This is a genomic window from Arthrobacter sp. P1_C12_2 (genome assembly GCF_056406415.1).
Map to the genome: position 1 here is coordinate 187,187 of NZ_JBFUAF010000007.1, position 12,686 is coordinate 199,872.

A 12,686-nucleotide genomic window follows, 5' to 3' on the forward strand; every position below is an offset into this window, starting at 1 on the left:
GCACCATCGCAGGGCACCTCCCATTTTACGGAGCCGGTCCGTTCGGGGCGGCCCGCTGGGCGGTGAGGCTGCCCACGGGAGGGGGTGATCCTCATCAACTCCGAACACAGTCAAGTCCGCGCCGTCCTGTTCCGGAGATAAGCCCCGGCACTAGAGTGGCACCAGCCGCCGACAGCCCGGGCGGACGCGGATCAAAGGAGATGTTGCGTGTTTTCAAGCCCGTACCCCGACGTCGATGTTCCCAATCTCGGCATTTACGACTACCTCTTCGGCGCTCTGGCAGAGGAGGACCTGGACCGGGTCGCCGTCGTCGACGGCGCCAGCGGTGCGGAGACCACCTACCGCGCGCTGCGCGGGCAGATCGATGCCCTCGCCGGTGCCGTTGCCGCCCAGGGCCTCGGCGTCGACGGCGTGGCGGCCATCCTGTGCCCCAACGTCCCCGCCTTTGCGACCGTCTTCCACGGCCTGCTCCGGGCAGGCGCCACGGTCACCACCATCAACTCGCTGTACACGGCGGACGAGATCGCCAACCAGCTCACCGACGCCGGCGCCGGCTGGCTCTTCACCGTCTCAGCGCTGCTGCCGGCCGCCCGGGACGCCGCCGAAAGGACCGGGATCCCTGCCTCGCGGCTGGTGGTGCTCGACGGCGCCGACGGCCACCCCTCGCTGGCCGACCTGCTCGAAATGGGCGCACCGGCTCCCCAGGTCTCGTTCGATCCCGCCACGCATGTGGCCGTGCTGCCCTACTCCTCCGGCACCACGGGCCGGCCGAAGGGCGTCATGCTCAGCCACCGGAACCTGGTCGCCAACGTGGAACAGGCCAGGGGGCTGCTCGGCGTCGTCCCCGAAGACCGGCTCCTGGCGCTGCTCCCGTTTTTCCACATCTACGGGCTGACCGTGCTGCTGAACCTCGCACTGCGCCAGCGGGCCCGGCTTGTCACGATGCCCAGATTCGATCTGCCCGAGTTCCTGCGGATCATCCAGGATCACCGGTGCAGCTACCTGTTCATCGCACCCCCCGTGGCCGTGGCGCTGTCCAAGCACCCGCTCGTTGCCGAGTACGACCTCGGCTCGGTGCACACCACCCTCTCCGGCGCGGCGCCGCTGGACGGTGAACTCGGCACCCGCCTGGCCGAGCGTCTCGGCTGCCGGGTCCTGCAGGGCTACGGCATGACCGAGATGAGCCCGGTGTCGCACCTCATTCCGCGCGACGGCCGCGACGCCCCCGGCGTCCCCGTCAGTTCCGTGGGCTACACGGTGCCGAACATGCAGTGCCGCCTCGTGGACCCGGCCACGGGGGAGGAGATCCCGGTTCCCGCGGAAGGAACCAGCGCGCCGGGGCACCTGTTGTGCCGCGGGCCGAACGTGATGCTCGGCTACCTCAACCGGCCGCAGGAAACCGCGGACACTTTGGACCCGGACGGCTTCCTGCACACTGGGGATATCGCCACGGTGCGGGCGGACGGGGTGGTGACGATCGTGGACCGGCTCAAGGAACTGATCAAGTACAACGGCTACCAGATCGCCCCGGCGGAGCTGGAGGCGCTGCTCCTCACCCACCCCGGCATTGCCGATTCAGCGGTGGTCGGCTGCCTTGACGCCGACGGCCAGGAAGTGCCCAAGGCGTTCGTGGTCCGCCAGCCGGGCGCCGACGGCGATGCCTTGGACGTGGCAGGCGTCATGGACTTCGTGGCGGTCAAGGTGGCGCCCTTCAAGAAAATCCGACGGGTGGAGTTCATCGAGGCCGTGCCCAAGTCCGCCTCAGGAAAAATCCTGCGGCGGATGCTCAAGCCCGCAGAGCCAGCTGCAGTGCCAGCTGCAGTGCCGTCCGCAGTGCCAGAGAAGCAGTAGTGCCTTAGCCGGCGTCGGTCTTGGCGATGTAGACGTCGCAGGGGGCGTTGTGGGCCACGCTGTTCGCAACGCTCCCCAAGACCCGGCCGATTCCGCTCATGCGCCTGTTACCGACCACGATCATCCGGGCACCGGTCCGTTCGGCTTCCCGGATCAGGGCCTCGGCGGGCTTGCCCCGGGCGGCGGCATGGGTGACGTGGGTGTCCGGCCGGCGCAGGCCGTCCGCCACCGTCCGCGCGACCTTCTCCGCGTTGCCGGCGTCGGAAACGATCCACTCGTCACTGCCGCTGCCGAAGACTTGGGTCTTGTCGCTGTCAAAGGCGCTGACCACATGAAGTGTCGCCCCCATGGAAACTGCGAGGTCGCGGGCGGTGTGCGCCGCCCGCAAGGCAGTTTCACTGCCATCGACGCCGACAACGATAATTCCGGTCATGGACCGCTCCTCTTTCAACGATTAATGCTGTTCAATGTGCTGGCCGTTCAAATAAGCCCCAACGAGCCCCAGCCGGGGCCGGCGGCGGACCCGCCGGTGTTCACGCTACAGTGCGGCCAAGGCTTCGCGCAGGACCGGCGCGAGCCGTCGCACGCCCTCGCGGATCGATTCGGGCGGCACCGCGCTGAACGCCAGCCGGATCTTGTTCGACGGGTCGTCCAAGTTCGTAAAGGCCGCGCCCGGAATGAAGACGACGCCGGCGTCGATGGCCTTCTTCAACAGCGGGTAGGTGTCCACGCCGTCGGGCAGCGTGACCCACACGAAGAAGCCGCCCTCGGGGCGCGTCCAGCTCAGTCCGTCCGGCATGTATTCGGCCAGGGCGGCAAGCATTGCCTCGCAGCGTTCCTGGTACAGCCCGCGGTACGTCTCGATCTGGCCGCGCCAGTCGTAGTCGCGCAGATAGGCCGATACCAGCATCTGGTTCAGCGTCGGCGGGCACAGGGTGACAGCCTCCGATGCCAGGTAGTACCGGCGTTGCAGGTGGGCCGGGACCAGGGCCCAGCCAATCCGCAGGCCGGGGGCGAAGATCTTGGAGAAGGATCCCATGTAGATGACGTCATCCGGGTTGGCTGCCCGCAGCGGAGTCAGCGGCTTGCCGTCGAAGCGGAGCAGGCCGTAGGGGTTGTCCTCCAGCACCAAGATATTCGCGCGACGGCATATATCCACCACCGATTGCCGGCGTTCCGCGGACAGGGTGATGCCGGACGGGTTGTTGAAGCTAGGGATGGTGTAAAGGAACTTGACGTTCCTGCCCGCGGTCTGGAGGGCGGCGATCTTTGCCTCCAGCAGATCCGGGATGATGCCGTCACCGTCCATCGGCACCGTTTCGACCTCCACCTGGTAGGCCTCGAACGTGTTGAGGGCACCGACATAGGTGGGGTCCTCCACGAGGACCACGTCGCCTGGATTGCAGAAGACCTTGGTGGCCACATCCTGCGCTGACTGCGACCCCGCGGTGATGATGACGTTCGCGGGGTCTGCGTCGAGGATCCCCTCTGCCGCCATGACCTCGCAGATCTGGGTGCGGAGTTCCTCAGTGCCCTGGCCGCCGCCGTACTGCAGGGCGGTCATCCCCTGCTCGGCGATGATCTTCGCGGCGGTCTGGCCCAGGCGTTCCAGCGGCAGGGACTGCAGGTAGGGGCTCCCCCCGGCGAGGGAAACGAGGCCGGGGCGCATCGAGATGTCGAAGACATCCCGGACTGCCGACTGCTTGATATTTGCTGCGCGCTCCGAAAACAGGATCTCGTGGCGGTGGGCGGACGTAGCCGCACGTTCGATTGCGTCAATGGCCTCGGCCGGAAGTACTGCTGCGGCGGCATCAAGTGTTTCGTAGGTCACAAACCCAAGGATACTACCCGTGTTGTCGCGGGGGAAACAATTGTTTCCGAGGGGTCCGGTCTGAAATCCGCCAGGTGTGCCCCGGGACAGGCCGAAGCCCCCGGCAAAGTTGTGCTGCCGGGGGCTTCGGTGGAACTTTGGGGTGCGGAGGGTTAGGCCGCTTCCGCGGCGGGAGCCTCGGCCAGTGCATCGAACACGCCCTTGATCTGCTCGACAACTTCGGCGTCGTCCTTGGGGTGGACCTCGGCGAAGCGGACCATCGAGCCCGGGACTGCCATCTTGACGTTCTCGAGGACCTGGGCGCCGGCGATGCCGACGGCCTTGCGGGCCTCGTCCTGGGCCCAAACGCCGCCGAACTGGCCAAAAGCGGTTCCGACAACTGCGGTGGGCTTGCCGGACAGGGCGCCTGCGCCGAAGGGGCGGGACAGCCAGTCGATGGCGTTCTTCAGCGATGCCGGGACGGTGCCGTTGTGTTCCGGCGTGACCAGCAGAATGGTGTCGGCCTCGTTGGCGGCGGCACGCAGGGCGGCGGCGGCCGCGGGCACCTGGCCTTCGACGTCGATGTCCTCGTTGTAGAAGGGGATGTTGCCCAGGCTCTCGTGAATGACCACATCCACCTGATCCGGAGCGTTGAGCGCGATGGCCTCGGCCAGCTGCAGGTTGGTGGAGCCGGCGCGAAGGCTGCCGACGAGGGTGAGGATGGTCTTCTTGGACATGTGTACTCCTGTGCATCACGCCGCAGATTGGTTTCGGCGGCTGGTGGATCGTGAGGCTTTGGGGGCCTTCATCCATGCTAAACGGACCGCGGTCCGGTTATATTCCGAGGCGCTAGAATCAGCGGTGTGAGCCTCATCCCGATCCGTCCCGGTGCCCACTCCGGGGGAGGGCGCCCCGCCGCGCCCGCCGCAGAATCAGCGCGCCGCGACGCGATGCGCAACAGGGAGCTCCTGCTCTGCGCCGCCCGGGAAATCGTTGAGGAATCCAGCGTCGACGCCCTCACCATGGACCGGCTGGCGCAGCGCGCCGGAGTTGGAAAAGGGACAGTCTTCCGGCGGTTCGGCAGCCGTGCCGGCCTGATGATGGCGCTCCTCAATGACGCCGAGGCCGAATTCCAAGGCCGGTTCATGTTCGGTCCGCCCCCGGTGGGTCCCGGCGCGCCGCCCCTGGAGCGGCTGATCGCCGTGGGCGCCGCCCGCATTTCCTGGATCCTGGAATTCGGCGAGCTGGCCCGGGCGGCCGACGCCTCGGTCTACAACAGGTTCGATGTCCCGCCGGCCGTCCTCTGGCACCGCCATCTTGAGATGCTGCTGCGCGAAGCCGGCGTGACGGCGGACCCGTGGCTCATGGCGTCGGCCCTGGGGGCCGCGCTGGAGCCGGAACTGTTGCTCCATTCCGTCGGCGTGCATGGGATTGCGCCCGAGCGACTCGCGGACACCTGGCGGGAACTTGTCACGCGCGTAGTGGGCGGACCGTAGCGGCGCAGCCGATTCCATGCGTCAAAATCCATTCCGCGGAGTTATTCATAACGATCCGTCATGAAGCCGCCGTGTCGCGGCCGCCGGAAGTGCGGCGCGGCCCGGCTGATGTGATAGCTTCCTCTGGAATGTGACCCGCAACATAGTCCACCAGGGCTCAGCCGCAAGGCATGCGGGCGGCCGGAAACCAGCTGGCCCATGATCCCGAACCGGCGGCGGAACCCGCTGCCGAGTGGGGCGACGGAAGGATCGAAGTTGTGAATAGTCTTGTCATTGTGGCGGGCAGGCCGGCTCCTACAGCCGCCGCCCTGACGCCCGGCTCCGCTCAGGCAACGGCGATCCAGAACTAGCCGCCCCATGTTTCGATATCTCGCTAAACGTGCGCTCACGTATGTCTTCATGATCTTCCTGACCACCAGTGCCGGCTATCTCCTGGCTGTGAGCACACTGCAGCCGGCGCTGCTCGAGCAGGAGCGGATTCCGCGGCCCACGCCCGAGCAGGTGACTAATTCCTTCCGGCTCAAGGGACTCGATCCGACGCTCAACCCGTGGGAGCGCTACGTCGACTGGCTCACGGGCATTCTCACCCGCTGGGACTGGGGGCGGAGCCCCAACGGCGCCTTCATCAACGCCGAGTTCGGCGACCGGGTCTGGATCTCCACCCGGCTCTTCCTGGCCTCGATCATCCTGACCCTGGTCATCGGCGTCGCCCTCGGCGTTTACACCGCGGCCCGCCAGTACAAGGCCTCGGACCGGGCCATCACCTCGTACAGCTACCTCATGTACATCGTTCCCGCACCGATCGCCTACTTCCTGGTGCAGCTGGGCGCCATCAACATCAACGAGTCGGTCGGGGAGCGCGTCTTCTTTGTCACCGGCATCTCCACCCCGGGCCTCGACGGCGACGGCTGGGCCCAGTTCGTCGACATGCTCGCCCACTACGCCGTGCCCACGTTCGCCATCACGATTGTGGGCTGGGGCGCGTACCAGATCGCCCAACGCCAGTATCTGCTGGACAACGTCAACGCCGACTTCGTCAGGACGGCGCGGGCCAAGGGCCTGACCCGCAACCAGGCCATCAGCCGGCACGCCCTGCGGGTTTCCTTCATCCCCGTGGCGCAGAGCATTGCGTTCACCATCCCGGCCATCTTCGCCGGCGGCTTCTTCGCCGAGAAGATCTTCGCCTGGCACGGCGTCGGGTCCTGGTCCATCGACTCGATCGCCCTGCAGGACGTCAACGCGGCCACCGCGACCCTCGCCTACGGCTCCGTCATCTTCGCGGTCGGAGCGATCCTCGCCGACTTCGCCACCACGCTCGTCGACCCGAGAGTGCGGGTGCAGTAATCATGACCAACCTCAACACGATCGACCCGGCCGCCGTCCTCGACGAACGGAAGTTCGGGGACGACGACGTCGTGATCGGCAAGTCGCGGATCATCCTGCGGCGCTTCCTGCGCAACCGGACAGCCGTCGCCGGCCTGGCCATCTTCCTGACCCTGACCCTCTTCTCCTTCATCGGCGGCTTCTTCAGCGGTTGGGACAAGGAGACCATCGACCCCTTCAACATCGGCATGCCGCCCTCCGCGGAGCACCTGCTGGGCACCTCCCAGGCCGGGATCGACCTCTACGCCCTGACCGTCGAGGGCACCAGGGTCTCCATCCTGATCGGCGTCGTCGTCGGCCTCGTCTCGGTGCTGATCGCCGCTGTCTACGGCTGCACCATGGCGTTCTTCGGCCGCAAGGTGGACAAGGTCATGCTGTTCATCCTCGAAGCCCTGATCATGATGCCGGCCCTGCTGGTAGTCGCGGTGGCCACGAGCGGCGGCGCCAACGGGCTGAAGAACACCGTCCCGAGCTGGCTGCTGCTCATCATCGTGCTGCTGGTCTTCAGCTGGATGGGCACCGCACGCCTCATCCGGTCCCTGTCGCTCTCACTCATGCAGCGTGACTTCGTCAAAGCATCCCAGTACATGGGCATCCCGCCGCGCCGCATCGTCTGGCGGCACCTCGTACCGAACATCGGCTCCCTGCTGGTCCTGGAAGTCACCCGCGGTGTCACCGGCGCCATCCTCGCCGAGGTCGCGTTCTCCTTCATCGGCATCGGCATCAAGGTCCCCGACGTGAGCCTGGGCGTACTGATCGGCCAGTCCACCTCCCAGGTCTCCACCTTTCCGTGGATGTTCTGGGCCCCCCTGATCGTGATGTTCCTGCTGACCGGCTCCCTCGCCATGATGAACGACGGCCTACGCGACGCATTCGACCCCAGCTCCAGCTCCGTTGGCCGCGCCAAGAGGAACAAGGCCGCTGGCACGACACAGAAGAAGATCAAATGACCAGCAATTCCACGGTCCAGGGCACCGCCGAGCGCCTCCACATCGCCGGACTGCACGCCCCCACCGACGCGGTCCTCTCCGTCCGGGACCTCAACGTCCGCTTCAACACCGAAAACGGCGTGGTGCACGCGGTGCGCGGCGTCGACTTCGATGTGATGCCCGGCAAAACGCTCGGCATCGTGGGCGAATCCGGCTCCGGTAAATCGGTCACGTCCATGGCGATTATGGGCCTGCTGCCCCCGACGGCGGAAATCACCGGATCCGTCCGGCTACAGGGTAAGGAGCTCCTGGGGCTCAGCGACAAGGCCATGTGCCGGCACCGCGGCAGCGACCTCGCGATGGTGTTCCAGGATCCGCTGTCCTCCCTGACCCCCGTCTACACAGTCGGCACCCAGATCATCGAGGCGCTGACGGTCCACAACCCGTCCATGAGCAAGAAGGCCAAGGAGGCCCGCGCCGTCGAACTCCTGGGGTTGGTCGGCATCCCCAGCCCGAAGGACCGGCTCAAGGCCTTCCCGCACGAGTTCTCCGGCGGCATGCGCCAGCGCGTCATGATCGCCATCGCGATCGCCAACAACCCGCGGGTTCTGATCGCCGATGAGCCGACGACGGCGCTGGACGTCACCATCCAGGCGCAGGTCCTCGAGGTGCTCCACGCCGCCCAGGAGGAGACCGGCGCCGCCGTTGTCATGATCACGCACGACCTCGGCGTGGTCGCCGGCATGGCCGACGACATCATGGTGATGTACGCCGGCCGGCCGGTGGAGACCGGCAGCGTCGATGACATCTACTACAGCCCGCGGATGCCCTACACCATGGGCCTGCTCGGCGCGGTCCCGCGCGTGGACGTCGCGGAAAAATCGTCGCTGGTGCCGATCGACGGCATCCCCCCGAACCTCACCCAGCCGCCCACGGGCTGTTCGTTCGCGCCGCGTTGCCCGTTGGCCAGCGAGGCCTGCCTTGACGGCGAACCGGACCTTCGGGCGGTGGCGCCCGGCGCGGGGCACAGCGCCGCGTGCATCAAAAGCGAGGCACTCGCCGACGTCGACGTCCACGCGGTTTTTGCCGTCCCGGCCGTGCCGGTCTCCCGCTTTGACAGCCTTCCGCGGCACGAGCGCAAGACTGTCCTGGAACTCCGCGACGTCAGGAAGCACTTCCCCCTCCTGAAGGGTGCCCTGCTCAAGCGCAGGATCGGCACGGTGAAGGCCGTGGACGGGCTGAGCTTCGATATCCGCGAGGGCGAGTGCTTCTCGATCGTGGGGGAGTCCGGCTGCGGAAAGACCACAACCCTGCTGGAGATCATGGAGTTCCACAAGGACCAGGACGGCGAGGTGGTGATTGGCGGGCTGAGCAACAAGCAGGTCGCGGACGCCCGCGCCAAGAGTGCCATGCGCAAGGAACTGCAGATGGTGTTCCAGGACCCCACCGGGGCGCTGGATCCGCGCTTCACCGTCTACGAGGTCCTGGCCGAGCCGATGGAAAACCTGGGCATGCCGAAGCCGGCCATCCGGAAGCGGATCATGGAGCTCATGGAGCTGGTGGGCCTGCAGGCGGACCACGTCAACCGGTTCCCCAACCAGTTCTCCGGCGGCCAGCGCCAGCGCATCGGCATTGCCCGCGCCCTGGCGGTGAACCCCCGGCTGGTTGTCCTGGACGAGCCCGTCTCCGCCCTCGACGTGTCGGTGCAGGCCGGCGTCATCAACCTCCTGGACAAGCTCCGTGCCGAACTCGGCCTCAGCTACCTCATGGTGGCCCATGACCTCTCAGTGGTCCGGCACATCTCCAACCGCGTGGCCGTCATGTATCTGGGCAAGATCGTGGAGATCGGAGACGTCGACGCCGTCTTCGACAACCCCCGCCACCCCTATACCCGTGCCCTGCTCTCCGCGATCCCCGTACCGGATCCGGTGCTGGAGCGCACCCGCGAGCGGATCATCCTCCAGGGCGACCTGCCCTCGCCGCTGGTAGCACCGGCAGGCTGCAACTTCGCCACCCGCTGCCCTGTGTTTGCGGCCCTGCCGCCGGCCAAGCAGGAGAAGTGCCTGACCCTGGAACCGGCCCTCGAACCGTCCGCCACCGACCAGCAGTTCGCCTGCTTCTACCCGGACGGCGAACTGGACGCGGACATGCTGGTTGTCCACGAAAACCACTGAATCACCGGACCAGCACCACCCGAGAACCCACGCATCACACTCGCACGAAAAAAATGAAGGGGAACACATGAAAAATCGGACCAGGATCGGCGGCCTCACCGCCGTCGTGGCGGCGCTCGCGCTGACCGCTTGCGGCAGCGGTGGCGCCTCAACCACCGCCCAGAGCGCCAAGGCACAGGATGCCTCCGGCGACCTGAGCAAGCTGGTCAGTGTCAACGCCAAGAAGGCTGCAGACTTGCAGCAGGGCGGCACCGTAACGCTGCCCCTGGGCAACATCGGACCGGACTTCAACGGCTTCTCCAACGCGGGCAACTCGGCGGACAACACTGAACTGCACTACCCGATCGACGAGGCCGGCTACGTCGGCTGCTGGAAGTACGATTTCGACGGCACCACCAGCCTCAACAAGAACTTCTGCGAAGACTTCAAGAGCGAGGTCAAAGACGGCAAGCAGACCATCACCATCAAGATCAACCCGAAGGCCGCCTACAACGACGGCACTCCGATCAACGCCGCCACGTTCGAGAACACGTGGAAGATGCTCAACGGCCAGAACAAGGACATCGACATCGTCACGTCCGGCGCCTACGAGTTCATCGATTCCGTCAAGGCCGGAAGCAGCGACAAGGAAGTCGTTGTGACCACCACCCAGCCGGTGTACCCGCTCAGCGACATCTTCGGCGGATTCATCCCGCAGACCGTCAACACCCCCGAAATCTTCAACACCGGCTTCACGGGCGAAATGCACCCCGAGTGGATGGCCGGACCGTTCAAGGTCGACAAGTTCGATTCTGCCGCGAAGACCGTCTCCCTTGTTCCCAATGAGAAGTGGTGGGGCGAGAAGCCGGTCCTGGACAAGGTAATCTTCCGCCAGCTGGAGGCAAGCGCCGAGATCGCCGCCTTCAAGAACGGCGAGGTCGACATGGCCGACGGCCGCACGCTGACGAAGTACAAGCAGCTTGAAGGCACGAAGAACTCTGAGGTCCGCCGCGGCCAGCGCCTCTTCGCCGGCGGCCTGAACCTCAACGCCCTGAAGGCGCCGCTCACCGACGTCGCAGTCCGCAAGGCGATCTTCACCGCCGTGGACCGCCCCGCCATCCGCGCCGTCCGCTTCGGCGGACTGAACTGGGAAGAGAACAGCTCGGGCTCGATGATGCTGATGCCGTTCTCGAAGTACTACCAGGACAACTACCCGGTCAAGGAAACCGGCGCCGACGCGGCCAAGAAGGTCCTGACCGAGGCCGGCTACAAGGCCAACGCCAAGGGCATCATGGAAAAGGACGGCGTCCCGGCGTCGTTCAAGGTCACCAACTTCGGTGACGACCCCACCGCCCTCGCCACCGTGCAGACGCTGCAGAAGCAGCTGCAGGCGGCCGGCATGGACGTCGGCATCGACCAGCGCGGCGACGCCGACTTCGGCAAGGTGGTTGGCAGCCGCGACTTCCAGCTCACCATCAGCGGCTACACGGTGGGCGCCGACGCCACCTCCGGCGTGAAGCAGTTCTACGATTCCAAGACCAACGAGAACGAACTCGGCGATGCCGAGCTGGACAAGGCCATCAAGGACCTCGCATCCATCCAGGATGACACCCAGCGCAACAAGGCCGCCATGGACGTCGAGAAGAAGCACATGGAGAAGTACTTCTCCATGGGCGTCATCATGAACGGCCCGCAGATCTACTTCGCCCGCACCGGCCTGGCCAATTACGGCGCCAGCCTGTTCCAGACCCCGGACTGGAGCGTCGTCGGCTGGGACAAGAAGTAACCCCTGCTGGCTAAGCAGCACTAAGCAATACACAGCAACGGCCGAGGCCGGTGCCCCCGGAACCATCCGGGCGGCGCCGGCCTCGTTCGATTAACTACCCCTGCCGGTCAGCCACCCGGCCGCATGCCGAGCCGGTAGCCTTGGCACCATGAGCAATGATTCAACCCGGCCCATCCGCACCGCCGTCGCCGGCTTCGGCCTTTCGGGCAGCGTCTTCCACGCCCCGTTCATCGCCGCGAACCCCGCCTATTCGCTCGATGCCATCTCCACCTCCGACGCCGCCCGGCAGTCGGCCGCCGCGCACAGCTACCCGGCGGCCAGGATCGTCGACACCCCGGCCGACATCCTGGAGCTCGCCGGCGAACTGGACCTGGTGGTGCTCGGCACGCCGCCGGCCACCCACTACCCGCTGGCGAAGGCGGCGCTGGAAGCCGGACTCGACGTCGTCGTCGACAAGCCGTTCGCCGTCAGCAGCGCCGAGGGGCAGGAACTCATCGACCTGGCCGCGGGGCTGGGCCGGGTGCTCACGGTGTTCCAGAACCGGCGCTGGGACGGCGACTTCCTCACGGTGAAGGCCCTCATGGACGCGGGCGCCTTCGGTACTGTGAGCCGCTTTGAGTCCCGCTTTGAGCGGTGGTCGCCCGACGTCCCCAAGGCGTGGAAGGCGGCCGCCACGGCGGACGACGGCGGCGGGGTGCTGTTTGACCTCGGCACCCACCTGCTGGACCAGGCCGTGCAGCTTTTCGGGCCCGCCACGGTCACGCACGCGGAGCTGGCGGCCCGGCGGCCCGGAGGAAACGCGGACGACGACGTCTTCGTGGCCCTGCGGCACAGCTCCGGGGTGACCAGCCACCTATGGATGAACATGCTCTGCGCCCAGCAGGGCCCGCGCTACCGCATCCTAGGCAGCGAGGGCGGCTTCACCAAGCACGGCGTGGACCCGCAGGAGCCCTACATCGTGGCCGGCGGAAGCCCGCTGGACGCCGACTACGGCGTGGAAGATCCGGACTGGGCCGGGCTGCTGGGACGCGACGGGCATCTGGACCGGCTGTCCACCGAGCGCGGCGCCTACCCGGAGTTCTACCGGATCCTGGCCGCGAAGATCGCCGACGGCGGTGCCGGCTCGGCGCTGCCCGTCCCCGTCGACCCCGCGGGCCCCGTCCAGGTGCTGCAGCTGATCGAACAGGTCCGGTCCCTGGCCTGAAACCGGCTTAAAACAGCAATCGACTGCTCCGTAACTGCCGTTCTGGGGGTCCAAAAGGGCAGTTACGGAGCAGC

The 12,686-nt window shown here is 66.6% G+C and carries 10 protein-coding genes; 7 read left to right on the forward strand and 3 right to left on the reverse strand.

Annotated elements, in window-relative coordinates; translation table 11 throughout:
* Window positions 1-207 precede the first annotated feature (207 nt).
* The gene (locus AC1DZQ_RS10065; RefSeq protein ID WP_476963385.1) at window positions 208-1,851 is read left to right on the forward strand and encodes an AMP-binding protein; all 1,644 of its coding nucleotides are present in this window, start codon (window positions 208-210) and stop codon (window positions 1,849-1,851) included.
* Between the two features lie 4 nt (window positions 1,852-1,855).
* On the opposite strand, the gene AC1DZQ_RS10070 is transcribed toward AC1DZQ_RS10065, so the two are convergent.
* The 3 genes from AC1DZQ_RS10070 to AC1DZQ_RS10080 all read right to left on the reverse strand — a co-directional run bounded on the left by AC1DZQ_RS10070 (window position 1,856) and on the right by AC1DZQ_RS10080 (window position 4,398).
* Window positions 1,856-2,284, reverse strand: coding sequence for a universal stress protein (locus AC1DZQ_RS10070; RefSeq protein ID WP_476963386.1), 429 nt, complete (start codon window positions 2,282-2,284; stop codon window positions 1,856-1,858).
* A gap of 105 nt (window positions 2,285-2,389) precedes the next feature.
* Complete coding sequence (locus AC1DZQ_RS10075) at window positions 2,390-3,682, reverse strand: aminotransferase-like domain-containing protein (RefSeq protein ID WP_476963387.1); 1,293 nt, start codon at window positions 3,680-3,682, stop codon at window positions 2,390-2,392.
* Window positions 3,683-3,834: 152 nt separating this feature from the next.
* Window positions 3,835-4,398 carry an NAD(P)H-dependent oxidoreductase gene (locus AC1DZQ_RS10080; protein WP_476963388.1) on the reverse strand — a complete coding sequence of 188 codons (564 nt, stop codon included), beginning with the start codon at window positions 4,396-4,398 and terminating at the stop codon, window positions 3,835-3,837.
* Window positions 4,399-4,524: 126 nt separating this feature from the next.
* Between AC1DZQ_RS10080 and AC1DZQ_RS10085 the strand changes: the two genes are divergently transcribed.
* The 6 genes from AC1DZQ_RS10085 (at window position 4,525) to AC1DZQ_RS10110 (ending at window position 12,612) form a co-directional block, all read left to right on the forward strand.
* Entirely contained in the window at window positions 4,525-5,157 is a 633-nt protein-coding gene (locus AC1DZQ_RS10085) for a TetR/AcrR family transcriptional regulator (RefSeq protein ID WP_476963389.1), read from the forward strand.
* 357 nt (window positions 5,158-5,514) lie between these two features.
* Entirely contained in the window at window positions 5,515-6,501 is a 987-nt protein-coding gene (locus AC1DZQ_RS10090; RefSeq protein ID WP_476963390.1) for an ABC transporter permease, read from the forward strand.
* Between the two features lie 2 nt (window positions 6,502-6,503).
* Window positions 6,504-7,490, forward strand: coding sequence for an ABC transporter permease (locus AC1DZQ_RS10095; RefSeq protein WP_476963391.1), 987 nt, complete (start codon window positions 6,504-6,506; stop codon window positions 7,488-7,490).
* A complete protein-coding gene (locus tag AC1DZQ_RS10100; protein ID WP_476963392.1) occupies window positions 7,487-9,643 on the forward strand; it encodes a dipeptide ABC transporter ATP-binding protein in 2,157 nt (718 codons plus the stop codon). The genes AC1DZQ_RS10095 and AC1DZQ_RS10100 overlap by 4 nt, the downstream gene beginning before the upstream one ends.
* A gap of 67 nt (window positions 9,644-9,710) precedes the next feature.
* A complete protein-coding gene (locus tag AC1DZQ_RS10105; RefSeq protein WP_476963393.1) occupies window positions 9,711-11,408 on the forward strand; it encodes an ABC transporter family substrate-binding protein in 1,698 nt (565 codons plus the stop codon).
* Between the two features lie 148 nt (window positions 11,409-11,556).
* Complete coding sequence (locus AC1DZQ_RS10110) at window positions 11,557-12,612, forward strand: Gfo/Idh/MocA family protein (RefSeq protein WP_476963394.1); 1,056 nt, start codon at window positions 11,557-11,559, stop codon at window positions 12,610-12,612.
* Window positions 12,613-12,686: the final 74 nt, after the last annotated feature.

Bases quoted from the DNA above. Each gene is read 5' to 3' on its own strand.
- AC1DZQ_RS10105 (WP_476963393.1), top strand. From the start codon at position 9,711: ATGAAAAATCGGACCAGGATCGGCGGCCTCACCGCCGTCGTGGCGGCG.
- AC1DZQ_RS10110 (WP_476963394.1), top strand. From the start codon at position 11,557: ATGAGCAATGATTCAACCCGGCCCATCCGCACCGCCGTCGCCGGCTTC.
- AC1DZQ_RS10090 (WP_476963390.1), top strand. From the start codon at position 5,515: ATGTTTCGATATCTCGCTAAACGTGCGCTCACGTATGTCTTCATGATC.
- AC1DZQ_RS10100 (WP_476963392.1), top strand. From the start codon at position 7,487: ATGACCAGCAATTCCACGGTCCAGGGCACCGCCGAGCGCCTCCACATC.
- AC1DZQ_RS10080 (WP_476963388.1), bottom strand. From the start codon at position 4,398: ATGTCCAAGAAGACCATCCTCACCCTCGTCGGCAGCCTTCGCGCCGGC.
- AC1DZQ_RS10070 (WP_476963386.1), bottom strand. From the start codon at position 2,284: ATGACCGGAATTATCGTTGTCGGCGTCGATGGCAGTGAAACTGCCTTG.
- AC1DZQ_RS10095 (WP_476963391.1), top strand. From the start codon at position 6,504: ATGACCAACCTCAACACGATCGACCCGGCCGCCGTCCTCGACGAACGG.